Source organism: Streptomyces sp. NPDC058086, assembly GCF_042885015.1.
Classification (GTDB): Bacteria; Actinomycetota; Actinomycetes; order Streptomycetales; family Streptomycetaceae; genus Streptomyces.
Genome location: NZ_JBHVST010000042.1, coordinates 40,931 through 65,757, shown reverse-complemented (window position 1 = coordinate 65,757; position 24,827 = coordinate 40,931). Strand labels below are relative to the sequence as shown.

20 protein-coding genes and 1 tRNA gene are annotated in these 24,827 nt (G+C 69.3%); 10 read left to right on the top strand and 11 right to left on the bottom strand.

What is annotated here, in order from left to right; genetic code table 11:
• The 6 genes from ACFVWD_RS29105 to ACFVWD_RS29080 all read left to right on the top strand — a co-directional run bounded on the left by ACFVWD_RS29105 (position 1) and on the right by ACFVWD_RS29080 (position 7,145).
• The gene (locus ACFVWD_RS29105; protein ID WP_168490524.1) at positions 1 to 486 is read left to right on the top strand and encodes a PaaI family thioesterase; all 486 of its coding nucleotides are present in this window, start codon (positions 1 to 3) and stop codon (positions 484 to 486) included.
• Positions 487 to 1,352: 866 nt separating this feature from the next.
• Positions 1,353 to 2,573 carry a branched-chain amino acid ABC transporter substrate-binding protein gene (locus tag ACFVWD_RS29100; RefSeq protein ID WP_389600304.1) on the top strand — a complete coding sequence of 407 codons (1,221 nt, stop codon included), beginning with the start codon at positions 1,353 to 1,355 and terminating at the stop codon, positions 2,571 to 2,573.
• 174 nt (positions 2,574 to 2,747) lie between these two features.
• Positions 2,748 to 3,680 (top strand): branched-chain amino acid ABC transporter permease, encoded by a 933-nt coding sequence (locus ACFVWD_RS29095; protein ID WP_075026312.1) that lies wholly within the window; start codon positions 2,748 to 2,750, stop codon positions 3,678 to 3,680.
• Between the two features lie 5 nt (positions 3,681 to 3,685).
• Positions 3,686 to 5,470 carry a branched-chain amino acid ABC transporter permease gene (locus ACFVWD_RS29090; RefSeq protein ID WP_389600332.1) on the top strand — a complete coding sequence of 595 codons (1,785 nt, stop codon included), beginning with the start codon at positions 3,686 to 3,688 and terminating at the stop codon, positions 5,468 to 5,470.
• The gene (locus ACFVWD_RS29085) at positions 5,467 to 6,432 is read left to right on the top strand and encodes an ABC transporter ATP-binding protein (RefSeq protein ID WP_389600302.1); all 966 of its coding nucleotides are present in this window, start codon (positions 5,467 to 5,469) and stop codon (positions 6,430 to 6,432) included. Before ACFVWD_RS29090 ends, ACFVWD_RS29085 begins: the two co-directional genes overlap by 4 nt.
• A complete protein-coding gene (locus ACFVWD_RS29080; protein ID WP_101405726.1) occupies positions 6,429 to 7,145 on the top strand; it encodes an ABC transporter ATP-binding protein in 717 nt (238 codons plus the stop codon). Before ACFVWD_RS29085 ends, ACFVWD_RS29080 begins: the two co-directional genes overlap by 4 nt.
• Before the next feature lie 122 nt (positions 7,146 to 7,267).
• Here the strand turns inward: ACFVWD_RS29080 and ACFVWD_RS29075 are convergent, their stop codons facing one another.
• Both ACFVWD_RS29075 and ACFVWD_RS29070 read right to left on the bottom strand, forming a co-directional pair.
• Positions 7,268 to 7,651, bottom strand: coding sequence for a DUF2267 domain-containing protein (locus tag ACFVWD_RS29075; RefSeq protein WP_389600300.1), 384 nt, complete (start codon positions 7,649 to 7,651; stop codon positions 7,268 to 7,270).
• Between the two features lie 122 nt (positions 7,652 to 7,773).
• A complete protein-coding gene (locus tag ACFVWD_RS29070; RefSeq protein WP_168508121.1) occupies positions 7,774 to 8,424 on the bottom strand; it encodes an ANTAR domain-containing response regulator in 651 nt (216 codons plus the stop codon).
• Between the two features lie 100 nt (positions 8,425 to 8,524).
• On the opposite strand from ACFVWD_RS29070, the gene ACFVWD_RS29065 reads away from it, so the two are divergent.
• Positions 8,525 to 8,607, top strand: a tRNA-Leu gene (locus ACFVWD_RS29065).
• Between the two features lie 88 nt (positions 8,608 to 8,695).
• Positions 8,696 to 9,484 (top strand): helix-turn-helix domain-containing protein, encoded by a 789-nt coding sequence (locus ACFVWD_RS29060; RefSeq protein WP_389600298.1) that lies wholly within the window; start codon positions 8,696 to 8,698, stop codon positions 9,482 to 9,484.
• A 17-nt stretch (positions 9,485 to 9,501) separates the two neighbouring features.
• On the opposite strand, the gene pyk is transcribed toward ACFVWD_RS29060, so the two are convergent.
• Together pyk and ACFVWD_RS29050 are read right to left on the bottom strand one after the other, a co-directional pair.
• Positions 9,502 to 10,938 (bottom strand): pyruvate kinase, encoded by a 1,437-nt coding sequence (gene pyk, locus ACFVWD_RS29055; RefSeq protein WP_389600296.1) that lies wholly within the window; start codon positions 10,936 to 10,938, stop codon positions 9,502 to 9,504.
• A 150-nt stretch (positions 10,939 to 11,088) separates the two neighbouring features.
• Entirely contained in the window at positions 11,089 to 11,802 is a 714-nt protein-coding gene (locus tag ACFVWD_RS29050; protein ID WP_389600295.1) for an SIMPL domain-containing protein, read from the bottom strand.
• Between the two features lie 138 nt (positions 11,803 to 11,940).
• Between ACFVWD_RS29050 and ACFVWD_RS29045 the strand changes: the two genes are divergently transcribed.
• The gene (locus ACFVWD_RS29045; protein WP_389600293.1) at positions 11,941 to 13,755 is read left to right on the top strand and encodes a bifunctional metallophosphatase/5'-nucleotidase; all 1,815 of its coding nucleotides are present in this window, start codon (positions 11,941 to 11,943) and stop codon (positions 13,753 to 13,755) included.
• Positions 13,756 to 13,832: 77 nt separating this feature from the next.
• Here ACFVWD_RS29045 and ACFVWD_RS29040 read toward each other — a convergent pair whose 3' ends face one another.
• The 6 genes from ACFVWD_RS29040 to ACFVWD_RS29015 form a co-directional block, all read right to left on the bottom strand.
• On the bottom strand, positions 13,833 to 15,254 hold the full coding sequence (locus tag ACFVWD_RS29040; protein ID WP_389600291.1) for a lysine N(6)-hydroxylase/L-ornithine N(5)-oxygenase family protein: 1,422 nt from the start codon (positions 15,252 to 15,254) through the stop codon (positions 13,833 to 13,835).
• Positions 15,251 to 16,615 carry a pyridoxal phosphate-dependent decarboxylase family protein gene (locus ACFVWD_RS29035; protein WP_389600289.1) on the bottom strand — a complete coding sequence of 455 codons (1,365 nt, stop codon included), beginning with the start codon at positions 16,613 to 16,615 and terminating at the stop codon, positions 15,251 to 15,253. Before ACFVWD_RS29035 ends, ACFVWD_RS29040 begins: the two co-directional genes overlap by 4 nt.
• A 725-nt stretch (positions 16,616 to 17,340) precedes the next feature.
• Positions 17,341 to 19,839, bottom strand: coding sequence for an aminopeptidase N (gene pepN / locus ACFVWD_RS29030; RefSeq protein WP_389600288.1), 2,499 nt, complete (start codon positions 19,837 to 19,839; stop codon positions 17,341 to 17,343).
• A gap of 82 nt (positions 19,840 to 19,921) precedes the next feature.
• Positions 19,922 to 20,539, bottom strand: a complete 618-nt coding sequence (locus ACFVWD_RS29025) for a two-component system response regulator (RefSeq protein ID WP_389600287.1) — start codon at positions 20,537 to 20,539, stop codon at positions 19,922 to 19,924.
• Positions 20,540 to 20,713: 174 nt separating this feature from the next.
• Positions 20,714 to 21,082, bottom strand: a complete 369-nt coding sequence (locus ACFVWD_RS29020) for a chorismate mutase (protein ID WP_389600285.1) — start codon at positions 21,080 to 21,082, stop codon at positions 20,714 to 20,716.
• 11 nt (positions 21,083 to 21,093) lie between these two features.
• Complete coding sequence (locus tag ACFVWD_RS29015) at positions 21,094 to 21,978, bottom strand: AraC family transcriptional regulator (protein ID WP_389600284.1); 885 nt, start codon at positions 21,976 to 21,978, stop codon at positions 21,094 to 21,096.
• Positions 21,979 to 22,088: 110 nt separating this feature from the next.
• On the opposite strand from ACFVWD_RS29015, the gene ACFVWD_RS29010 reads away from it, so the two are divergent.
• Positions 22,089 to 23,837, top strand: coding sequence for a beta-galactosidase family protein (locus ACFVWD_RS29010; RefSeq protein WP_389600283.1), 1,749 nt, complete (start codon positions 22,089 to 22,091; stop codon positions 23,835 to 23,837).
• A gap of 142 nt (positions 23,838 to 23,979) precedes the next feature.
• On the opposite strand, the gene ACFVWD_RS29005 is transcribed toward ACFVWD_RS29010, so the two are convergent.
• A complete protein-coding gene (locus ACFVWD_RS29005; RefSeq protein WP_389600282.1) occupies positions 23,980 to 24,762 on the bottom strand; it encodes a S1 family peptidase in 783 nt (260 codons plus the stop codon).
• Positions 24,763 to 24,827: the final 65 nt, after the last annotated feature.

The window sequence follows — 24,827 nt, the reverse complement described above, 5'->3', positions numbered from 1 at the left end:
ATGGGCGAGCAGAGTCAAGTGAAGTTCCCGCAAGAGGTCATCGACGAGTACGCCGCACTCGGCGTCGACCTGCCCGCCCTCTTCTCGGCAGGCCACCTCGGCACCCGCATGGGCGTGCAGATCATCGAGGCCTCCGCGGACCGGGTCGTCGGCACCATGCCGGTGGAGGGCAACACCCAGCCGTACGGCCTCCTGCACGGCGGCGCCTCCGCCGTCCTCGCGGAGACCCTCGGCTCGGTCGGCTCCATGCTCCACGGCGGCAGCTCCAAGATCGCCGTCGGCGTCGACCTGAACTGCACCCACCACCGTGGCGCCCGCTCCGGCCTCGTCACCGGCGTGGCCACCCCCGTACACCGCGGTCGCACGACAGCGACGTACGAGATCGTCATCACCGACGAGAACGACAAGCGCGTCTGCACCGCCCGCCTCACCTGCCTCCTGCGCGACGTCAACCCCACCGACGCCGCCCACGTACGCCAGGCCTGACACCCGCGACAAGCCCCGACCCACCACTCACCGGCATCGGCGTACGGCGAGCAAGGACCGCAGGCACCTGTCCCCCACTCACCGTCAGCCGCGTACGGCGAGCAAGGGGGCAGGAGACAACTGCCCCCTACTCACCGGCAGTCGGGTACGGCGGGCAGGGGACGGGGCGGAGGTGTCCGCCCGCAGCGGCTGGCGCGTCAACACCGGCCCCTTCCGGGACCGACCGATTCCGCGCCTGACCGAGGACGGATACCTCCGCCCCGGCCCCGACCACACACACACCTTCCGCACGCACCCGCACGCCGCAACCGCACTCCAATACGCCGGAGTTATCGGAAATCAGCGGCAACTCAGTATCCTTTTCAGGCGACTTCACGCGCCTTCACGCGACTGCACGCCCACACCGCACCTCATGTGCCCGATACCGTGTACGCCGACCGAACTCCGAGTTCCCTTTTCTCGACGTAACGCTGCGTAACAAGCACGCAATACGGCATCCGAGTTCCATCTGCGACGGCCCGTACTCCCGCGACCCCTCCCGGCTCCTCCGCGCGACCTGCGACGGCGTCCGACGTGGACCTTGGCCCACGCGCAACCGGAAGTGCGGATTCTCAACATGTGGAACGGGAAGAATTTCCGCCAAATCGGCTGAGAATACCCGTCCCTGAAGCCCATCAACCGGCACGTCATAACAAGAAAGTCACAAGCCAGCTCACAGCGATGCCCGGGCCCACAGAGAGGCTTAGAGTCACGGCCAGTCACCGCGCCGCCGGGCGCGTCTGCAGCACGGCTCGGTATCACCCAGTACGGCCCGGCGAGACACACGGCAGCTCAGCAGGGCTGCTGCGCCAGGGAGAGGATTCAACGTGCGACAGCGTTCTTTGGTCATACTCACCTCCGTGCTCACCACCGGAGCACTCACGCTGACCGCCTGCGGTTCGCGTGACAACAGCGGGGACAAGAGCAGCAGCAGCAAGACCGAGATCATCATCGGCGTTGACGCTCCGCTGACCGGTCAGAACTCCGCAACCGGCCTCGGCATCCAGGGCGGCGTACAGATCGCCGTCGACGACGCCAACAAGAACAACACCGTCCCCGGCGTGACCTTCAAGGTCCAGGCGCTCGACGACAAGGCGATCCCGGCCAGCGGCCAGCAGAACGCCACCCAGCTGGTCAACAAAGAAAACGTCCTCGGCGTCGTCGGCCCGCTGAACTCCGGTGTCGCCACGCAGATGCAGCAGGTCTTCGCGACCGCCAACCTGGTCGAGATCTCGCCCTCCAACACGGCGCCCGAGCTCACCCAGGGCAAGAACTGGCAGACCTCGAAGTCGCGCCCGTTCAAGACGTACTTCCGCACGGCCACCACCGACGCCCTCCAGGGCGGCTTCGCGGCCGAGTACGCGTCCACCACGCTCAAGAAGAAGAACGTCTTCGTCGTTGACGACAAGCAGACCTACGGCGCGGGCCTGGCCAAGCTGTTCAAGGCCGGCTTCACCAAGAACGGCGGGAAGGTCGCCGGCGAGGACCACGTCAACACCGGCGACACCGACTTCTCCGCCCTCGTCACCAAGATCAAGAACTCCAAGGCCGACCTGGTCTACTACGGCGGCCAGTACGACGAGTCGGAGAAGCTCACCAAGCAGCTCAAGGACGGCGGCGTCAAGGTCCCGCTGTTCGGCGGTGACGGCATGTTCAGCGACACCTACATCCAGACCGCCGGCAAGACCTCCGAAGGTGACCTGGCCACCTCCGTCGGCCAGCCCGTCGACTCCCTGCCCTCCGCCGCGGACTTCATCAAGAAGTACAAGGCCTCCGGCCTCAAGGGCGACTACGGCACCTACGGTGGCTACTCCTACGACGCCGCGACCGCCATCATCAAGGCGATCGCCAACGTCGTGAAGGACGGCAAGATCCCCGACGGCGCCCGCGCCAAGATCGTGGACGAGGTCCAGAAGACGAAGTTCGAGGGCATCGCCGGCCCCGTCTCGTTCGACGAGTACGGCGACACCACCAACAAGCAGCTCACCGTCTACCAGGTCGTCAACGGCAAGTGGAAGGCCGTCAAGAGCGGCACGTTCAACGGCTGATCCGATCCGATCCCAGCTGAGCTCAGCTGATTCCAGCTAACTCCAGCTGATCACAGCTGATCCGAGATCCGCCGCTAGCTACACCCCAGGGCCGCGCGGCCAAGACCACACGTCACCGCGCGGCCCGTCCCATATACCCCCGTTCACTCTCCCCACCCACATGGAGGCCATGCGGTGAACACCCTGCCGCAGCAGCTGGCCAACGGGCTGTTCCTCGGCTCGATGTACGGGCTGATCGCCATCGGCTACACGATGGTGTACGGCATCGTCCAGCTCATCAACTTCGCCCACGGCGAGATCTTCATGACCGGAGGCTTCGGCGCACTCACGGTCTACCTCTACGTCCTGCCCGACGGCACATCCATGTGGATAGCCCTCCCGGCGATGCTCATCGGCGGCGGACTCGTCGCCGTCCTCATCGCCGTCGGGGCGGAACGGTTCGCCTACCGACCACTGCGCGGCGCGCCACGCCTGGCACCCCTCATCACCGCCATCGGCCTCTCCCTCGCGCTCCAGCAGGCCGTCTTCAACTGGTACCCGAACGCCAAGACGGACCGCAACTTCCCCCAGATCGACGCCGGACCCTGGCACATCGGGTCCATCAGCATCAGCAGCGGCTCCCTCTTCGTCATCGTCGCCGCCCCCCTCTGTATGGCGGCCCTCGCGCTCTTCGTCAGCATGTCCCGCACCGGCCGCGCCATGCAGGCCACCGCCCAGGACCCTGACACCGCCCAGCTCATGGGCATCGACACCAACAAGATCATCGTGATCGCCTTCGCCATCGGCGGCTTCTTCGCCGCCGTCGCCGCCGTCTCCTACGGCCTGCGCTACGGCTCGATCCAGTACAACATGGGCTTCCAGATGGGTCTCAAGGCCTTCACCGCGGCCGTCCTCGGCGGCATCGGCAACATCTACGGCGCCATGATCGGCGGCCTCGTTCTCGGCCTCGCCGAAACCATGGCCACCTCCTACATCGACGGCATCCCCGGCATGCAGCAGCTCGGCGGCGGCGGCTGGTCCTCCGTCTGGGCCTTCGTCCTCCTCATCCTCGTACTGCTGTTCAGGCCACAAGGCCTGGTCGGCGAACGCGTCGCGGACAGGGCGTGAACACCATGGCAACCACCGAGAACACCGCCGAGATCACCGCCCCCGCGCGCGGCCTGATCACACTCCCCCAGACCGCCGCGCGCGCCCTCATCGCCGTCGGCGCCGTCGCCACCATCGCCAGCACGTTCATGTCGTGGACCTACACGGCCGACTTCCCCGGGGACCTCACCTACTACGGCTCCCCGGCCGGCCTCCAGATCCTCGACCTCGTCGCCGGCGCGATCACCCTGCTCTTCGCGCTCACCCTCTTCGGCGTCCGCGGCCTGCGCTGGCTCAACCCGGCAGGCGCCACCGCGCCCGTCGTCCTCGCCGCCGCCTCCGCGTTCGCGGTCAGCTGGTTCAGCGCCATCGCCATCGCGGTCGACCTCAAGGGCCTCGTCGCCCTCGACCCCGGCGCCTACGTCACCGCCATCGGCTCCCTGATCGCCCTCGTCGGCGCCCTCGCTCTCCCGAGCCCCGGCGACACCTTCAAGGACTGGGTCAGCAAGCCCGACCGCATCCCCGCGGCCCAGAAGCTCCCCGGCTGGGCCGAGCGCCTCGTCATCACCGGCGCCACCGCCGTCGCGCTGATCGTCTTCACGTACGGCATCGGCGTCGACCCCGACGCCAGCGAGACCTTCATCGGCTACCTGCTGCTCGTCATCCTCGGCACCTGGGCGCTCCAGGCCGCCGGGCTCTTCGACCGGTTCGCCACACTCAACGCCCGCCACAAGGGATTCGCCACCTCCATGGCGTTCCTCGCCGCGGCGGTCTTCCCCTTCGTCGAGAACAACGAGCACAACGCCAACCTCGGCGTGAACATCCTCGTCGTCGCCACCGTCGCCCTCGGCCTGAACATCGTCGTCGGCCTCACCGGACTCCTCGACCTCGGATACGTCGCCTTCCTCGGCGTCGGCGCCTACGCCGCGGCCCTCGTCTCCGGCTCCGAGTTCTCCCGCTTCTCCGGCGTCCAATTCCCCTTCTGGGCCGCCATGCTCACCGGCATGGCCGCGTCGCTCGTCTTCGGCGTCCTCATCGGCGCCCCCACCCTGCGACTGCGCGGCGACTACCTCGCCATCGTCACCCTCGGCTTCGGAGAGATCTTCCGCATCTCCGTCAACAACCTCGACGGCTCCTCCGGACCGAACCTGACCAACGGCCCCAACGGCATCTCGATGATCCCGGACCTCGACATCTTCGGGTTCAACCTCGGGAACTCGCACGACATCGGCTCGATCACCCTCGGCCGCTTCGCGAACTACTTCCTGCTGATGCTGATCATCACCGGCATCGTCGTGATCGTCTTCAACCGCGCCGCCGACTCCCGTATCGGCCGCTCCTGGATCGCCATCCGCGAGGACGAGACCGCCGCGACCGCCATGGGCATCAACGGCTTCCGCGTCAAGCTCATCGCCTTCGCCCTCGGCGCCTCCCTCGCCGGCCTCGCCGGCACGGTCAGCGCCCACGTCGGCTACAGCGTCAACCCGGCCCCGTACCAGTTCGCCGGCTCCGTACCGCCCAACTCGGCCTTCCTGCTGGCCGCGGTCGTCCTCGGCGGCATGGGCACGGTCAACGGCCCCATCCTCGGCGCCACTCTGCTCTACCTCCTCCCCGAGAAGCTCGGCTTCCTGAAGGAGTACCAGCTCTTCGCCTTCGGCATCGCGCTCGTGGTCCTCATGCGCTTCCGCCCCGAAGGCATCATCGCCAACCGCCGCCGCCAGCTCGAATTCCACGAGTCCGACGACAGCATCGAAATCCCCGAACAAGGCCTGCCCGACTCCACTGTCGGCGTCACCAAGGCAGGGGCGTGACCCACATGACCACCACCACGGCCACCAGCCCCGTACTCGAGGCCAGCGGCGTCACCATGCGCTTCGGCGGCCTCACCGCCGTCCGCAGCGTCGACCTCACCGTCAACTCCGGCGAGATCGTCGGCCTCATCGGCCCCAACGGCGCGGGCAAGACCACCTTCTTCAACTGCCTCACCGGCCTGTACGTGCCGACCGAGGGCAAGGTCTCCTACAAGGGCACCGTCCTCCCGCCCAAGCCCCACCTCGTCACCAGCGCAGGCATCGCCCGCACCTTCCAGAACATCCGGCTCTTCGCCAACATGACCGTCCTGGAGAACGTGCTCGTCGGCCGCCACACCAGGACCAAGGAAGGCCTCTGGTCGGCCATCCTGCGCGGCCCCGGCTTCCGCAAGGCAGAAGCCACCTCCCGCGAACGCGCCATGGAACTGCTGGAGTTCATCGGCCTCGACCACAAGGCCGACCACCTCTCCCGCAACCTCCCCTACGGCGAACAGCGCAAGCTCGAAATCGCCCGCGCCATGGCGAGCGAACCGGGACTGCTGCTCCTGGACGAGCCCACGGCCGGCATGAACCCCCAGGAGACACGCGCGACCGAAGACCTCGTCTTCGCCATCCGCGACAGGGGCATCGCCGTCCTCGTCATCGAGCACGACATGCGCTTCATCTTCAACCTGTCCGACCGCGTCGCCTGCCTCGTCCAGGGCGAGAAGCTCGTCGAGGGCACCTCCGAGGTCGTCCAGGGCGACGAACGCGTCATCGCCGCCTACCTCGGCACCCCGTTCGAGGGCGCCCCCGGCGCGGAAGAGGTCGCCGAGGTCGAAGCAGCCGAGGCGGCGGAGGCCGCGGAAGCCTCCGAGGCCACCGAGGCTCCTGAGACTCCTGAGGCCACCGAGACTCCTGAGGCCGCCGAGAGCGACGCCGCCGCGGAGGGCACCACCAGCAAGGAAGGAAACGCCCAGTGACCGCACTGCTCGAGGTCGAAGACCTCAAGGTCGCCTACGGCAAGATCGAAGCCGTCAAGGGCATCTCCTTCTCCGTCGAAGCCGGCCAGATCGTCACCCTCATCGGCACCAACGGCGCCGGCAAGACGACCACCCTGCGCACCCTCTCCGGGCTCCTCAAGCCCACCGGGGGCCGCATCACCTTCGACGGCAAACCCCTCAGCAACATCCCCGCCCACAAGATCGTCTCCCTGGGCCTCGCCCACTCCCCCGAGGGACGCCACATCTTCCCCCGGCTGACGATCACCGAGAACCTCCAGCTCGGCGCGTTCCTGCGCTCCGACAAGGCGGGCATCGAGAAGGACATCCAGCGCGCCTACGACCTCTTCCCCATCCTGGGTGAACGCCGCAAGCAGGCCGCGGGAACCCTCTCCGGCGGCGAGCAGCAGATGCTGGCCATGGGCCGCGCGCTCATGTCCCAGCCCAAGCTGCTCATGCTCGACGAACCCTCCATGGGCCTCTCGCCGATCATGATGCAGAAGATCATGGCCACCATCGCCGAGCTCAAGGCCGACGGCACGACCATCCTCCTCGTCGAGCAGAACGCCCAGGCGGCGCTCTCCCTCGCTGATCAGGGACACGTCATGGAGGTCGGCAACATCGTCCTCTCCGGCACCGGTCAGGACCTGCTGCACGACGAGTCGGTACGCAAGGCCTACCTGGGCGAGGACTGAGACCAGACTCCGGCCGTACGACCGTACGGCCGCTGTACGAAGAGGCCCGCGGCCCCCACTCGGGGGGCGCGGGCCTCTTCGTCACTCACCAATACCGCTCACCCGTACCGCTCGCCGGGGAATCAGCCGACGAAATTCTCGATCGGCCTGGAGAAGTCGGCACCGAGTTGCGACATCGCGTGGCCGAACTCCTTCTCGCTGATCGCCTCACGGAGCGTGACCAGCACGGCACGGACGCCGCTGTCGGCCTCGTCGGGCTTGAGCACGTTGCGCTGGGCCACACGCCGCACGAGCTCGTCGTAGTCGAAACGCTCGATCTCGGCGGTGGCACCCCGCCGAACGGACTCCGCCAGACCCTCCGGGAGCTCCAGCGCCAGGTTCCGCGCCTCACCCGAGCTCAGCCGATGGGCGAGCGTCTCGAACGTGGCACGCGTGAGATCGGCCGACTCCTGGCGAGTCAGGCCCGTACGTTCCGACACCGCTTGGACGAACGCCTTCTCTTCCACGCGCTGCCTCCTTTGCTGCCTTGCCGATCCGAAGGCCACGCGGCCCCGAAACCAGCCTGACACGCGGTCGCCGGGCTCGCGCGGGCAAGCCACGGCACCCCGAAGCGGGGCGCCGCCGCTCCCTAACCCTTGGAGGACTTCTTCTCCTCGGCGTCCGCGATGACCGCCTCGGCGACCTGCTGCATGGACATACGGCGGTCCATGGAGGTCTTCTGGATCCACCGGAACGCGGCGGGCTCCGTCAGCCCATATTCCGTCTGGAGCACGGACTTGGCCCGGTCCACCAACTTCCGCGTCTCCAGACGCTGGCTGAGGTCCGCGACCTCCCTCTCCAGCTGCTTCAGCTCCGTGAACCGCGAGACGGCCATCTCGATCGCAGGTACGACGTCGCTCTTGCTGAAGGGCTTCACGAGGTACGCCATCGCGCCGGCGTCGCGGGCCCGCTCGACGAGGTCGCGCTGAGAGAACGCGGTGAGCATCAGCACGGGGGCGATGCTCTCCTCGGCGATCTTCTCGGCCGCCGAGATCCCGTCCAGCTTGGGCATCTTGACGTCGAGGATCACGAGGTCGGGCCGGTGCTCACGGGCGAGCTCCACGGCCTGCTCCCCGTCCCCCGCCTCACCCACGACGGCGTAGCCCTCTTCCTCGAGCATCTCTTTGAGGTCGAGGCGGATCAGCGCCTCGTCCTCGGCGATGACGACACGGGTCGTCAGCGGAGGCACGTGCGACTTGTCGTCGTCGGCGACGGGCTGGGGCGACTCGGGGGCGGTCACGGGGGCTCCTCGTTACGGGCCGGGCAAGTGCTGCTGCGCAAGAGCCTACCTAGCTGCAGCGAGCTGCGGAGACCCGGTATGCTTCCGGGCAGCCACTTACGCCGGGTTGGTGGAACGGCATACACGGAGGTCTCAAACACCTCTGCCCGTGAGGGCTTGCGGGTTCGAATCCCGCACCCGGCACAGTTGTCCAGCTAAGCGGATGTTCTCGTTCTCGTGAACATCCGCTTTTTGCTGCGCACGGTCACGATCAGTAACACAGAGTGGCCACATGATCTTTCACGGAACTGAGGTTCGACAGCAGGCTCTCTCGCTACTGCGCGCCGGCGCACGGAACGCGGACGTGGCGCGGCGATTCGACGTCCCGCTCGGGACGGTCGGTTACTGGAAGCACATGGACCGCGCGAAACGCGGCAAGTGCCCAGGGAAGCATGACCCCAAATGCCCACGGTGCGATGGACGAGACCTCGACGAGCCCGCCTACAGCTACCTACTCGGCCTGTATCTGGGCGACGGCCACATCAGTCGCTACTCCGAGCACCGCGTGCCCAACCTCATGATCACGTGCTGCGAAGCATGGCCCGGACTCATGGACGACTGCGAGCAAGCCATGCGCGCGGTCTTCCCCGACAACGCCGTGTGTCGCGTCCGCAGGACAGGCTGCCGCAACGTGAAGGTCTACTCGAAACACCTGCACTGCCTGTTTCCCCAGCACGGCCCCGGCAAGAAGCACGAGCGCCCGATCGTCCTCGAATCCTGGCAACAGGAAATCGTCGAGGCTCACCCGTGGGAATTCATCCGCGGGCTCATCCACTCCGACGGCTGTCGCATCACGAACTGGACGACCCGCCTCGTCGCCGGTGAGCGCAAGCGCTATGAGTACCCCCGGTATTTCTTCGCCAACAAGTCCGACGACATCCGGCAGCTCTACACCGACACACTCGACAAACTCGGCATCCAGTGGACCCACTGCACCCGCGACGGAAATCCGTTCAACATCTCCGTCGCCCGCAAAGCCTCCGTCGCTCTCATGGACGCCCACGTAGGACCCAAATACTGATCCCCTCCCCTTGGGTGCTACTTGGGGCTGTCGTCCTCTCCGATGTGGTGGACGCGTACGAGGTTCGTGGTGCCCGAGACGCCGGGCGGGGAGCCGGCGGTGATGACGACGATGTCGCCCTTCTTGCAGCGGCCGTACCTCAGGAGGAGTTCGTCCACCTGGTCGACCATCGCGTCGGTGGAGTCGACGTGCGGCCCCAGGAACGTTTCTACGCCCCAGGTCAGGTTCAGCTGGGAGCGGGTCGCCGGGGTCGGGGTGAAGGCGAGGAGGGGGATCGGGGAGCGGTAGCGGGACAGGCGGCGGACCGTGTCGCCGGACTGGGTGAAGGCGACAAGGAACTTGGCGCCGAGGAAGTCGCCCATCTCCGCCGCCGCGCGGGCGACCGCACCGCCATGGGTGCGGGGCTTGTTCCGGTCGGTCAGGGGCGGCAGACCCTTGGCGAGGATGTCCTCCTCGGCGGCCTCGACGATGCGGGACATCGTCCGGACGGTTTCCACGGGGTACTTGCCGACGCTCGTCTCGCCGGAGAGCATCACGGCGTCCGTGCCGTCGATGACGGCGTTGGCGACGTCGGACGCCTCGGCTCGCGTGGGGCGGGAGTTGTCGATCATCGAGTCGAGCATCTGGGTGGCGACGATGACCGGCTTGGCGTTGCGCTTGGCCAGCTTGATGGCGCGCTTCTGGACGATCGGGACCTGTTCGAGGGGCATTTCGACACCCAGGTCGCCGCGGGCGACCATGATGCCGTCGAACGCGGCGACGATGTCGTCGATCGCGTCGACCGCCTGGGGCTTTTCGACCTTGGCGATGACGGGGAGGCGGCGGCCTTCCTCGTCCATGATGCGGTGGACGTCGTCGATGTCGCGGCCGCTGCGGACGAAGGAGAGGGCGATGATGTCGAAGCCCGTGCGCAGGGCCCAGCGGAGGTCCGCTTCGTCCTTGTCGGAGAGGGCGGGGACGGAGACGGCGACGCCGGGGAGGTTGAGGCCCTTGTGGTCGGAGACCATGCCGCCTTCGACGACGGTGGTGTGGACGCGGGGGCCGTCGACGGCGGTGACTTCGAGGCAGACCTTGCCGTCGTCGACGAGGATGCGCTCGCCGGGGGTGACGTCGGCCGCGAGGCCCGAGTACGTCGTGCCGCAGGTGAGGCGGTCGCCCTCGGCGCCTTCTTCGACGGTGATGGTGAAGGTGTCTCCGCGTTCAAGGAGTACGGGGCCTTCGGTGAAGCGGCCGAGTCGGATCTTCGGGCCTTGAAGGTCGGCGAGCAGTCCGACGCTGCGGCCGGTCTCGTCGGAGGCCTTTCGCACGCGCTGGTAGCGCTCCTCGTGTTCGGCGTAGGTGCCGTGGCTGAGGTTGAAGCGGGCTACGTCCATTCCGGCGTCGACCAGGGCTTTGAGCTGGTCGTACGAGTCGGTGGCGGGGCCCAATGTACAGACGATTTTTGCTCGGCGCATGGTTTGAGCCTAGGCCTTACCGGTCGGTAGAGAATTGGTCCAGCATGACTACTCAACAACCTTTGCATGAAGCCTTATTGACAACAGTTGAATTGTGCGCGGGGGTGCTCTGATGAGCGCGTCGGTACTTTATGGCGACCGATCCGCGCTTTACAGTTCCGGCGGCGCCATCGTGAATCGGGCGTTGACCTGGGCGTAGACGTGTTGGCGCTCGGGTTCGAGGTCGAGGGGGGCGGCTTCTTCGGGGGCGCCGCCGGCGAAGGACATGGAGCGCATGGCCCGACCGGGGGCCGCGGGGTAGGGCTGGGTGTTCTCGGCGCCGATGTCGGCGAGTTCGACAAGGGCGGCGAGGGTGGTGCCGAGGGCTTCGGCATATTCACGGGCGCGTTGGACGGCTTCGCGGACCGCTTGCTGGCGGGCTTGACGGTGGGAGGGCGAGTCGGGGCGCAGGGCCCACCAGGGGCCGTCGACCCGGGTGAGGTCGAGGTCCGCGAGGCGTGTCGTCAGCTCACCGAGTGCGGTGAAGTCGGTGAGTTCGGCGGTGAGGTGGACGCGGCCGTGGTAGGCGCGGATGCGTTCGCCGCGGCCGTGTCTGGTGAGTTCCGGGCTGATGGAGAAGGCGCCGGTTTCGAGGCGTTCGACGGCGTCTCCGTAGGACTTCACGAGATCCATGGCGGTGGCGTTGCGGCGGGTGAGGTCGGCGAGGGCCTCGCGTCGGTCGGTGCCGCGGGCGCTGACGGTGATGCCGATGCGGGCGATCTCGGGGTCGACTTCGAGGTGGGCTTCGCCGCGGACGGCGATGCGGGGTGATTCGGGGGTTCCGTAGGGGACTGCGGGTCGGGGTTCCTCTGCGGTGGGGGTCATACGCCCCACTCTGTCACCGGAAGGGTGGTCGTGGTGCCCGGTGGTCACCAGATGGAAACCTCCAGGACCTGTTCCGGAGTGTCATGTGTGGGTCAGAATCTACGCGCGTCGTTGACCATTTCCCGAGGAGCCATAGACATGCCGTTGAACCGCCGGAAGTTCCTGAAGAAGTCCGCCGTGACGGGTGCGGGGGTGGCGTTGACCGGTGCGGTCGCGGCGCCGTCCGCGCAGGCGGCCACCTCGGCGGCGGCAGGGGGTGGGAAGAAGCCTGTGAAGCGGTACTCCCTCACCGTCATGGGCACGACGGATCTGCACGGACATGTCTTCAACTGGGACTACTTCAAGGACGCGGAGTACAAGGACACGGCGGGCAACGCGCAGGGCCTGGCGCGGATCTCGACCCTGGTGAACGAGATCCGCAAGGAGAAGGGGCGTTGCAACACCCTTCTTCTGGACGCGGGCGACACGATTCAGGGCACCCCGCTGACGTACTACTACGCGAAGGTGGACCCGATCACCGCCCAGGGCGGTCCGGTGCATCCGATGGCGCAGGCGATGAACGCGATCGGCTATGACGCGGTGGCGCTGGGCAACCACGAGTTCAACTACGGCATCGAGACGCTGCGGAAGTTCGAGTCGCAGTGCCGCTTCCCGCTGCTGGGTGCGAACGCGCTGGACGCGAAGACGCTGAAGCCGGCTTTCCCGCCGTACTTCATGAAGACGTTCCACGTGCCGGGTGCGCCGTCGGTGAAGGTGGCGGTGCTCGGTCTGACGAACCCGGGTATCGCGATCTGGGACAAGGCGTACGTCCAGGGGAAGTTGACGTTCCCTGGTCTGGAGGAGCAGGCGGCGAAGTGGGTGCCGAAGCTGCGGTCGATGGGTGCGGACGTGGTCGTCGTGTCGGCGCACTCCGGTTCGTCCGGCACGTCCTCCTACGGTGACCAGCTGCCGTACGTCGAGAACTCGGCGGCGCTCGTCGCCCAGCAGGTGCCGGGGATCGACGCGATTCTCGTCGGGCACGCGCACGTGGAGATCCCGGAGCTGAAGGTCACCAACGCCAAGACCGGCAGGACGGTGGTGCTGTCGGAGCCGCTGGCGTACGCGGAGCGGCTGTCGGTGTTCGACTTCCAGCTGGTCCTCGAGAAGGGGAAGTGGCAGGTCGAGTCGGTGGCGGCCGCGGTCCGCAACTCGAACTCGGTCGCCGACGACCCGAAGATCACCCGGCTGCTGAAGGACGAGCACGATCTGGTGGTGGCGTACGTCAACCAGGTCGTCGGCACGGCCACGGACACGCTGACGACGGTCGAGGCGCGTTACAAGGACGCCCCGATCATCGACCTGATCACCAAGGTTCAGGAGGACGTGGTCAAGGCGGCGCTGGTCGGCACGGAGTACGCGTCGCTGCCCGTCATCGCGCACGCCTCGCCGTTCTCGCGCACCTCCGAGATCCCGGCCGGCAAGGTGACGATCCGGGATCTGTCGAGCCTGTACGTGTACGACAACACGCTGGTCGCGAAGGTGCTGACGGGGGCGCAGGTGCGGGCCTACCTGGAGTACTCGGCGAACTACTTCGTGCGGACGGCGGCCGGCGCGGTGATCGACACGGAGAAGCTGACCAACGCGAACAACCGTCCGGACTACAACTACGACTATGTGTCGGGGCTCCGCTACGACATCGACATCGCGCAGGCGGAGGGTTCGCGGATCAAGAACCTGACGTACAACGGTGCGGCGCTGGACGACGCGCAGCAGTTCGTGTTCGCGGTGAACAACTACCGGGCGAACGGTGGCGGTGCCTTCCCGCATGTGGCGTCCGCGAAGGAGGTCTGGTCGGAGTCGACGGAGATCCGTACGCGGATCGCCGAGTGGGTGACCGCGAAGGGTGTGCTCGACCCGAAGGAGTTCGCTTCGGTGGACTGGAAGCTCACGCGGGACGGCACGCCGGTTTTCTAGCCTGCCTGTTTTCTGGCCTGCCTGTTGTCTGGCACGCCTGTTTTCTGGACCCCGGACACGTGTCCGGGGTCCTCTTCTTACCGTCCGTCGCCGAGCGGGGTGAGGGTCTGGGCGGTGTGGCGGGCGGGCGGGACCTGGGAGTGGGGTTCGAGTCCGAAGGTGGTGAAGGCCGTGCGGCGCGGGAGCGGGTAGGGGTCCTTGCCCGTGAGCGAGTTGAGGATGGTGGCGCTGCGCCAGGCGGCGAGGCCGAGGTCGGGGGCGCCGACGCCGTGGGTGTGGAGTTCGGCGTTCTGGACGTGGACGCGGCCGGTGACGGAGGGGTCGAGGACCAGGCGGAACTCGTCGTCGATGCGGGGGCGTTCGGCGCTGTCGCGGCACAGGTAGGGGTCGAGTCCGGCGAGGATCTGGCCGAGGGGGCGTTCGCGGTAGCCGGTGGCGAGGACCACGGCGTCGGTGGTGAGGCGTGTATGGGCGCCCTGCTGGCCGTGTTCGAGGTGGAGTTCGACCTTGGTGGTGGCGACACGGCCCGCGGTGCGGACGGTGACGGCGGGGGTGAGGACGGCGTCGGGCCAGCCGCCGTGGAGGGTGCGGCGGTAGAGCTCGTCGTGAATGGCGGCGATGGTGTCGGCGTCGATGCCCTTGTGGAGTTGCCATTGGGCGGCGACGAGCCGGTCGCGTACGGGCTCGGTGAGGGCGTGGAAGTAGCGGGTGTAGTCGGGGGTGAAGTGTTCGAGGCCGAGCTTGGAGTACTCCATCGGCGCGAAGGCCTCGGTGCGGGCGAGCCAGTGGATCTTCTCGCGGCCGGCAGGCCGGTTGCGCAGGAGGTCGAGGAAGACCTCGGCACCGGACTGCCCCGCGCCGATGACGGTGATGTGTTCGGCGGTGAGGAACTGTTCGCGGTGGGCGAGGTAGTCCGCGGCGTGGATGACGGGGACGCCGGGCGCATCGACGAGGGGTTTGAGGGGCTCGGGGATGTGGGGTGCGGTGCCGACGCCGAGGACGATGTTGCGGGTGTAGGTCCGGCCGAGGGCCTGGGCTTCTCCCTCGCCGTCGAGCTGGGTGAAGTCGACTTCGAACAGGGCGCGTTCGAGGTTCCAGCGGACGGCGTCGACCTGGTGGCCGAAGTGGAGTCCGGGGAGGCGGCCCGCGACCCAGCGGCAGTAGGCGTCGTACTCGGCGCGCTGCATGTGGAAGCGCTCGGCGAAGTAGAAGGGGAAGAGGCGGTCGCGGTCCTTGAGGTAGTTGAGGAAGGACCAGGGACTGGCGGGGTCGGCGAGGGTGACCAGGTCGGCGAGGAAGGGGACTTGGAGGGTGGCGCCGTCGATGAGCAGGCCCGGGTGCCAGTCGAAGCCGGGGCGTTGTTCGTAGAAGACGCTGTCGAGTTCGGGGAGGGGGTGGGCGAGGGCGGCGAGGGAGAGGTTGAACGGGCCGATGCCGATGCCCACGAGGTCGCGGGGCGCGTCGGGCTCGTGGCGTGGGGGGAGGGGCGTCGGGCTCATCGGGGTGTGTGTCCTTCCACCAGTTTCAGGAGCGCGGCCAGGTCGCCCGGCCGGGTGTGGGGATTGAGGAGGGTGGCTTTGAGCCAGAGCCGGTCGTCGAGCAGGGCTCGGCCGAGGACGGCGCGTCCTTCGTGGAGCAGGGTGCGGCGTACGGCGGCGACGGCTTCGTCGGAGGCTTCGGCGGGGCGGAACAGGACGGTGCTGAGGGTGGGCGGGTCGTAGAGCTCGAAGCCGGGGTGTGCTTCGACGAGGTCCGCCAGCTCGACGGCGCGGGCGCAGACCTGGTCGACGAGCGCGCCGAGTCCCGCTCGTCCCAGGGTTTTGAGGGTGACGGCGACTTTGAGGATGTCGGGGCGTCGGGTGGTGCGCAGGGAGCGGCCGAGGAGGTCGGGGAGGCCCGCTTCGGTGTCGTCGTCGGCGTTGAGGTAGTCGGCGCGGTGGCTCAGGGCGTCGAGGTCGTGGGGGTCCTTGACGACGAGGAGGCCTGCGGCGACGGGCTGCCAGCCGAGTTTGTGCAGGTCGAGGGTGACGGTGTGGGCGCGGTCGAGTCCGTCGAGTTTGCCGCGGTGGTGGTCGCTGAAGAGGAGGCCTCCGCCGTAGGCGGCGTCGATGTGGAGGCGGGTGCCGTGGGCTTCGCAGAGGTCGGCGATGTCGGGCAGGGGGTCGATGAGTCCGGCGTCGGTGGTGCCCGCGGTGGCGGCTACGAGGAGGGAGCCGCGGAGGCCTTGGAGTTCGGTGAGGGCTTCGTCGAGGGCGGCGAGGTCCATGGTGCCGGCGGGGGCGGGGACGACGACGGGGTCGGGCAGGCCGAGGAGCCAGGCGGCGCGGGGCAGGGAGTGGTGGGCGTTGGCGCCGTGGACGAGCCGCACGCCGGCGTGTGCCTCCCGGGCGAGGAGGAGGGCGAGTTGGTTGGACTCGGTGCCGCCGGTGGTGACCAGGGCGTCGCCGGCGCCGATCTCCTGGGCCAGGGCCCGGGTGACGAGTGCCTCCAGTTCCGAGGCGGCCGGGGCCTGGTCCCAGGAGTCCATGGAGGGGTTGAGGGCGGCGGCGGCGAGGTCGGCGGCGGTGGCGACGGCGAGGGGTGGGCAGTGCAGGTGGGCGGCGCACAGGGGGTCGGCGGGGTCGGCTGCGCCCTCGGCGAGAGCCCGTACGAGGACGCGTAGGGCGTCTTCGGTGCCCTGCTCGGGCAGTACGTCGCCGACCGCGTCCCGTACGCGCCGGGCCACGCTCTCCGGTCCGCCGGCGGGCAGCGGTCCCCCGCGGGCCTCGCCGCCCTCGCGCAGTGCGTCGAGGACGGTGTCGAGCAGCGGCCGCAGCGCGCCGGGACCTTCGGGGCCTGAGGCGAGGGGCGGCGTGCTCATGAGGTGTCCTCCGGTGGGCGCGCGGCGGGGGGAGTACCAGCCTGTACGGGGATGGGCCTGCGCGCCCTGAAAGGTCAACGATCCGACCCGAATGGGGGTACTGGTGGGCGGAGGAAATGTGGGTGGGGGGTGAAGCTGCTAGACGCCACGCCGGACGGGAACCACCTTTCCTCGCCCCCGCCGCCCCTACCCGTCCCATCCCTGGGGGCTCCGCCCCCAGACCCCCGCATCGGCCTGAACGGCCTCGTCCTCAAACGCCGGACGGGCTGAAGATGCGGGCCGGGGTGGGGGGCACGGCCCCCGGCCTCGCCCCCAGACGCCGGACGGGCTGAATGGCGTGGGTCGGGGTGGCCGGGGTGCGTACGCCGACCTCGCCCTGGAACGCCGGATGCCCCGGGGCTTTTAGGGGCGCGGGGAACTGCGCGACCGGCCCCCACCGGCGGACAGCCGAACGAATTCGGGCGGGCGGGGGACGCGGGGCGAAGCCCCCGCCTCAGGGGCGCGGGGAACTGCGCGACCGGCCCCCACCGCGCCCGCAGCCGAACGAATTCGGGCAGGCCGGGGACGCGGGGCGAAGCCCCCGCCTCAGGGGCGCGGGGAACTGCGCGCCCAGCCCCCACCGGGCCCGCAGGCGAGCGACCGGGGGGGGCGGGCGGGGTATCGGGGACGAAGGCCCGCCCGAGGTTCGCAATCAGCGGCCACGCGTCCGCGGCCAAAGGTCGTGGTTACGCGGTGCGTACCTTCAACGCCCGTGCCAGATCGTCGAGTTGGTCGACGAGTTTGCGGCGGAGGGCGGGGATGAGATCGGCGTCGCGAAGGCACGCCTCGCCGAGGACGAGGGTTTCGGGGGTGACGGCGTGGACGGGGAACGCGTAGCGCCCGGCGGCGTCGGCGATGGCGGGGCCGCGACGCGCGGCGACGGCGACGGCGTCGGTCCAGTAGCGCTCGACGTACTCCCGGACGAGCTGGGTCTGTTCGGGCTGCCAGAAGCCCTGGGCGGTGGCGGTGAAGAGGTAGTTGGAGAGGTGGTCGGAGGTGAACATGTCCTCCCAGGCGCGGCGCTTGGCCTCGGGGTCGGGCAGCGCGGCGCGGCAGCGGGCGGCGCCTTCCTGGCCGGTGGCGCTGGGGTCCTGGACGAGTTCGGCCTCGATGACGGCGTCGTCGATGGCGCCGAGGACGGCGAGCCGGCCGAGGATGCGCCAGCGCAGTTCGGGGTCGAGTTCGGGTCCGCCGGGGACGGTGCCTTCGGAGAACCAGGCGCTGATGGTGTCGGGGTGGGCGGCGACGTCGATGTAGTGGCGTACGGCGGTGAGGCGCAGGCCGGGGTGGGAGCCGTCCTCGGTGCGGCGGATGAGGTCGCGGCAGAGGTCGGTGAGGGTGGCGAGGGCGGTGGGGCGGTCCTCGGCGGGGAGGTAGCGGTCGGCGACCTGGGCGGTGGCGAACGACAGGACTCCCTGGACGAGGGCGAGGTCGCTCTCGTGGGGGAGGTGGGCGCGGGCGGCGTCGATGTAGGCCATGGCGGGCAGTTCGCCGTCGCGGACGGCGTCGCGCAGGGCGTTCCAGACGACCGCGCGGGTGAGGGGTTCGGGCAGTCCGGCGAGGGCGGTGCGTACGGCCTGGAAGGACTCGGGGTCGAAGCGGACCTTGGCGTAGGAGAGGTCGCCGTCGTTGAGGAGGAGCAGGGCGGGCCGCTTGCCGATCACGGTCGGGTCGCTCCCCGGGACGTCGGCTTCGAGGCGGTCGCGCAGGGTGAGGCGGCCTTCGACGCCGAGGTCGTTGTCGTAGAGGCCGACGGCGATGCGGTGCGGGCGGCTGCCGTGGTGTTCGACGGTGAGGGTGTGGGTGCCGTCGGGTCCGGCGGTGAGGGTGGGGGTGAGGGTGTCGACGCCGGTGGTGCGCAGCCAGGAGTCGGCCCAGGCGTGGACGTCGCGTTCGGTGGCGGAGGCGAGGTTGTCGATGAAGTCGGCGAGGGTGGCGTTGGCGAACTTGTGGCGGGCGAAGTGGGTGTTGATGCCGGCCAGGAAGTCCTTCTCGCCGAGCCAGGTGACGAGTTGGCGCAGGGCGGAGGCGCCCTTGGCGTAGGAGATGCCGTCGAAGTTGAGCATGGCGGACGCGGTGTCGGGGACGGCGTCCGGGTCGGGGGCGACGGGGTGGGTGGAGGGGCGCTGGTCGGCGTCGTAGCCCCAGGGTTTGCGGGTGACGCCGAAGTCGGTCCAGGTGTCGGTGAAGCGGGTGGCTTCGGTGAGGGTCTGGTAGCCCATGTACTCGGCGAAGGACTCGTTCAGCCAGATGTCGTCCCACCAGCGCAGGGTGACGAGGTCGCCGAACCACATGTGGGCCATTTCGTGGGCGATGACCATGGCGCGGTTCTGGCGTTCGGTGTCGGTGACGGCGGAGCGGTAGACGAACTCTTCGCGGAAGGTGACGAGGCCGGGGTTCTCCATGGCGCCGGCGTTGAACTCGGGGACGAACGCCTGGTCGTAGGAGTCGAAGGGGTAGGGCTCGTCGAACTTCTCGTGGTAGCGGTCGAAGCAGGCGCGGGTGACGTCGAGGATCTCGTCGGCGTCGGCGTCGAGGTAGGGGGCGAGCGAGCGGCGGCAGTGGATGGCGAAGGGCAGGCCGCGGTGCTCGGTGCGGACGGAGTGCCAGGGGCCGGCGGCGACGGCGACGAGGTAGGTGGAGATCAGCGGGGTGGGGGCGACCTGCCAGCGGCCCCCTCCCAGGTGTTCGGTGACGCCGTTGGCGAGGACGGTCCAGCCGTCGGGGGCGGTCACGGAGAGTTCGAAGACGGCCTTCAGGTCGGGCTGGTCGAAGGCGGCGAAGACGCGCTGGACGTCTTCCATGAACAGCTGGGTGTAGAGGTAGGTCTCGCTGTCGGTGGGGTCGGTGAAGCGGTGCATGCCCTCGCCGGTGCGGGAGTAGCGCATGCTCGCGTCGACGCGCAGTTCGTGCTCGCCCGCGGTGAGGTCCTTGAGGGGCAGCCGGTTCTCGTCGAGGGTCTCGGGGTCGAGGGGCTGTCCGTCGAGGGTGACGGAGCGCAGCTCGGCGGGCTTCAGCTCGACGAAGGTGTCCGCGTCGGCGCGGGCGGTGAACCGGATGACGGTCAGGGAGTCGAAGGTCTCGTCCCCGCGGGTCACGTCGAGTGCGATCCCGTAGTGGTGGACGTCGAGGAGCTGGGCACGGGTCTGCGCTTCGTCGCGCGTCAGTACGGACATGGGGGACATGCTGCCTGATGGCTCGGACAGGACACAGGGGTGGCCCGGTATACGGTGTTTGTCCGGCATGGGCACGGCGGGATCGGCGTAATCAGGCGGTGCGGTCCTGCTCCCGTGCGTCCCGCGTGCCCCGTGTGTCCCGGGCATCCCGCGTGCCCCGTGTGTCCCGGGCATCCCGCGTGCCCCGTGTCTCCCGTGCGTCGGTGTGGCCGTCGCGCTGCGGGGGGACGCGGGTGTCGGGGTGAGGGCGGCCCGGAGTGGGCGGTGAGGCGCGTTTCCTGGTCCGGGCGCGTAACTCGCGCACCTCCGCCTGTAGGGCCCGGTGGCGCTGGTGCGTGTCGTACAGGTAGCGGACCTTGGTGCGCAGGGTCCAGGGGTCGACGGGTTTCATGACGAGGTCGGCGACGCCGAGGGCGAACGCGCTGGCGGACAGTTCGGTGTCCGGTCCGAAGCCGGTGAGCAGGATGACCGGGATGTGCTGGGTCTGTTCCACACGGCGCATGTACCGCACGACGTCGAGGCCGCCGACGCCCGGCGTGCGCACGTCGAGGAGGAGCAGTCCGACCTGGCCGCGCAGCACTTCCTTGAGGGCGTCGTCGCCGCTGGTCGCGCGGGTCACGAGGTGGCCCAGCGGGGCGAGGGCGCTTTCGAGCGCGTACAACGTGTCCTCGTGGTCGTCGACGATGAGGATCTTGGCATCCGACTGCATGGCCCGACGTCCCCTCGATCGGCCACATGCCGGCCCGGCCCGGTACGGGCGGGTGGCGGGTGCCACGGGTGGCGGGTGCCCTGGGGCCCGTACGGACGGTCGGCCGGCATGTGCCATTGGCCTGACACCTGACAGGGAGTGCTCACGCAGGATGCACGCTGGGGGCACCCGGTGTCACTCCCCCGTGGCCGACGCGCCGCGCCCTGCGCCGTCCGCGATGCTCTCGTGGTGGCGGATGACCTCGGCGATGATGAAATTCAGCAACTTTTCCGCGAAGGCCGGATCCAGCTTGGCGTTCTCGGCGAGGCGGCGCAGCCGGGCGATCTGGTGGGCCTCGCGGGACGGGTCGGCGGGCGGCAGTTGGTGGGCGGCCTTGAGATGGCCGACCTGTTGGGTGCACTTGAAGCGTTCGGCGAGCATGTGGACGACGGCGGCGTCGATGTTGTCGATGCTGTCGCGCAGCCGGGCGAGTTCCGCGCGCACGGCGGGGTCGACCTCGTCGCCCGCCCCGTCGTTCGTGTTGCCGGTGTTGCTGATGGTCATGGGGACCAACCCTACGTGGCGTGCCGGGGCTCGATCATGGGCGGATCGTCGGGGTCGGGTATGCGGTCGCTCCAGCCGCCGGGGAGGGTGCGGCCCTGCTGTTCGCGGAAGCGGACGGGGGCCATGCCGACACGGCGGGTGAACAGGCGGGAGAAGTAGGCGGGGTCGTCGTAGCCGACGCGTCGGGCGACCGCGGCGACGGGGAGTTCGGTGGCGGCGAGGAGTTCCTTGGCGCGGCCCAGGCGGATGCCGAGGAGGTAGTCCTTGGGGCTGCGGCCGGCGCCGCGGCGGACGGCGGCGCGCAGTTCGGCGGGGGTCATGCCGTGGCGGGCCGCGTGCTCGGCGACGGACAGTGGCTGGAACGCGTCACGGGCGAGGGCGTGCAGGACGGGGTCGCCGTCGGGGGCGAGGTCGGCGCGGGCGCGGCGCAGTGCGACGAGGAGTTCGTGGACGGCGGCGCCGGTCTCGACTTCGAGGAGGGGGTTGCCGCGGCGGGCGGCGCGGGCGATGCGGCCGACGGTGGCGCGGGCGTCGGTGGCGTCGGAGAGCGGCACGACGGGGCGGTCGGGTTCGATGTAGCCGAGTTCGGTGTACGTGGCGGTGGCGGGCCCGGTGAAGTCGACGAAGCACTCGTCCCAGCTGGGGTCGGGCCCGTAGTGGTGGGGTACGCCGGGGGTGAGCCAGAGCAGGGCGGGCGCGGTGACGGTGTGGTGGTGTCCGTCGGGGCCCCGGAACCAGCCGCCGCCCGCGCTGACGACGACGGCCACGTGGTGGTCGAGGGTGCGGGGCCCGACGGTGGGCAGTTCGCCGTGCTGGAGGCCGACGCCGAGGCAGGCGAGGCCGAGCCGGTGGTGGACGGGAGCGGGGGAGAAATAGCGCATCCAGGTGTGGTGCATCCGCGCTCCTCCCCTCCTCCGCGTCTTTGCCGCCGGCGTCACTCTTTGGTCCAACCAGAGCTGATCTTTGTCCATGGACGCGGCCCGCCGCCAGAGGTGAGGGTGAGCGCATGAGCGAGTTCACGGTGGGGGACACGGATTTTCTGCTGGACGGGCGCCCGGTGCGGCTGCTGTCCGGCGCCTTGCACTACTTCCGGGTGCACGAGGAGCAGTGGGGGCATCGGCTGGGGATGCTGCGGGCGATGGGGCTCAACTGTGTGGAGACGTACGTCCCGTGGAATCTGCACGAGCCGCGCCCGGGCGAGTACCGGGACGTCCAGGCGCTGGGCCGGTTCCTGGACGCCGTACGGGAGGCGGGCCTGTGGGCGATCGTGCGCCCCGGTCCGTACATCTGCGCGGAGTGGGAGAACGGGGGGCTGCCGCACTGGCTGACGGGGAGGCTCCGCACCAGGGACGAGGAGTACATGGGGCACGTGGAGCACTGGTTCCACCAGGTGCTGCACGAGATCGTGCCGCGGCAGATCGACCGCGGCGGGCCGGTGCTGATGGTGCAGGTCGAGAACGAGTACGGCAGTTACGGCTCCGACCAGGTGTATCTGCGGCGCCTGGCGGACGTGCTGCGGGCCAAGGGCGTGAGTGTTCCGCTGGTCACCTCGGACGGTCCCGAGGATCACATGCTGGGCGGCGGTTCGATCCCCGGTGTCCTCGCGACCGTCAACTTCGGCTCCCGCGCACGCGCGGCCTTCGAGGTGCTGCGCCGGCACCGGCCCGAGGGGCCGCTGATGTGCATGGAGTTCTGGTGCGGCTGGTTCGACCACTGGGGCGGTGAGCACGTCGTACGGGATGCGGGGGACGCGGCACAGGCGCTGCGCGAGATCCTGGAGTGCGGGGCTTCGGTCAACCTGTACATGGCGCACGGGGGTACCAACTTCGCGGGCTGGGCGGGAGCGAACCGGGGCGGCGGCGCGCTGCACGAGGGGCCCTTGGAGCCGGACGTCACCTCCTACGACTACGACGCGCCCATCGACGAACTGGGGCGCCCCACCGAGAAGTTCTGGCGCTTCAGGGAGGTCCTGGCCGCGTACGCGGACGGGCCGCTGCCGGAGTTGCCGCCCGCGCCCGCGCCGCTCGGTGCGGGCGCGACCGTGGACCTTCGGGAGTGGGCCGCCCTGGACGCCGTGCTGGAGACACTGGGCGGCCGGGACGCCGAGTACCCCGTCCCGCCCACCTTCGAGGAACTGGACGTCGACCGGGGCCTGGTGAAGTACGAGGTGACCGTTCCCGGCCCGCGGCAGCCGTACCCCCTCCTGCTGCGCGGGCTGCGGGACCTGGCGGTGGTGTACGTGGACGGCGCGGCGGCCGGGGTGCTCACTGAGGAGGACCCGAGGCTCAAGGAGCCTGTCGCGGGGCACGCGCGCGTGGAGGCGTGGGTGGAGTCCCTGGGGAGGGTCAACTACGGTCCGCGTTCGGGTGAGCCGAAGGGCATCACCGGGGGGATTTTGCACGAGCGGCAGTATCTGCACGGGGTGCGGGCGCGGGGGCTGCGTCTTGACGCGTTCGACGGTGGGGGTGTGGGGCGGGTGCCGTTCGGGGGGTTGCCTGCGGAGGGCGGTCGCGGGCTGTACCGGGGCACCGTGGAGGTGCGTGGCGCCGGGGACGCCTTCCTCGAACTTCCGGGCTGGACGCGGGGGTTCGTGTGGGTCAACGGGTTCGGTCTCGGGCGGTACTGGTCGGTGGGGCCGCAGCGGTCGTTGTACGTTCCCGGGCCGGTGCTGCGTGAGGGTGCCAACGAGGTGTGGGTCCTGGAGCTCCAGGAGGCGTCGCCGGCGGCGCCGGTCCTCACACACCGGACGGGCTGAAGACGCGGGTGGGTGAGGCAGGACCCGCGCCCCTCGAACCCCGGACGACCGAGGCTCTCAGGGGCGCGGGGAACTGCGCGACCAGCCACCGCCCACCCGCACCCGAACGACTACTGCCGGACGGGGAATCGGGACACGGCCTCTACAGGGTGGACGCCGCTCTGGCTATGTCGGCGGCGAAGGTCGAGACCTCGGAGTACACCCCGGGATACCCCGGCTCCGCACAGCCCTGCCCCCAACTGACGATCCCGACCTGGATGAACGCCCCCGAGTCGTCCTTGCGGAACATCGGCCCGCCGGAGTCGCCCTGGCACGTGTCGACCCCACCCTGCTGCACGAACCCGGCGCAGATCTCGTCACCGGGCACGAGATCGCTGCCGTACGCCTGCTGACAGGTGGCGTCGCTGACGAAGGGGACGGTGGCCTTGAGGAGGTAGCGCTGCTGGGCGCCGCCTTCGCGCGCGGCGCCCCACCCGGCGATGGTGAAGTTGCCGTTGTTGTACGCGGTGGTGGTGGCGATCTTCAGTGTGGGCTGGTTGACGGGCGAGGCGAGCTTGATCAGCGCCCAGTCCTTGCCCTTGCCGTTGTAGCCGGGAGCCTGGAGCACCTTGGTCGACTTGACCTTGATCGCGCTGCCGCTCTGCAGGTCGACGACGCCGGCGGTGGCGGTGATGGAGGTGTTGTTGCCGGAGCCGTTCACACAGTGCGCGGCGGTGAGGACGATCTGCTGGGAGTAGAGCGCACCGCCGCAGCCCATGGAGAGCCGGACCATGAACGGGAACTCTCCCTGCGCCGCGCGGGTGCCGCCGACGACGGGCGTGGGCGCGGCCTGCGCGGAGACGGGCTGGAGCGAGACGGTGGCGAGGGTGACGGCACCGAGGGCGAGGGCTCTCTTGATGCCCGTGAACTTCTTCGGAGACTTCAACGTGCTTCCTCTCGTGGGGGGTTGGAAGCCCGACGGGGTCACACCGAGGCCGCACGACACGACAG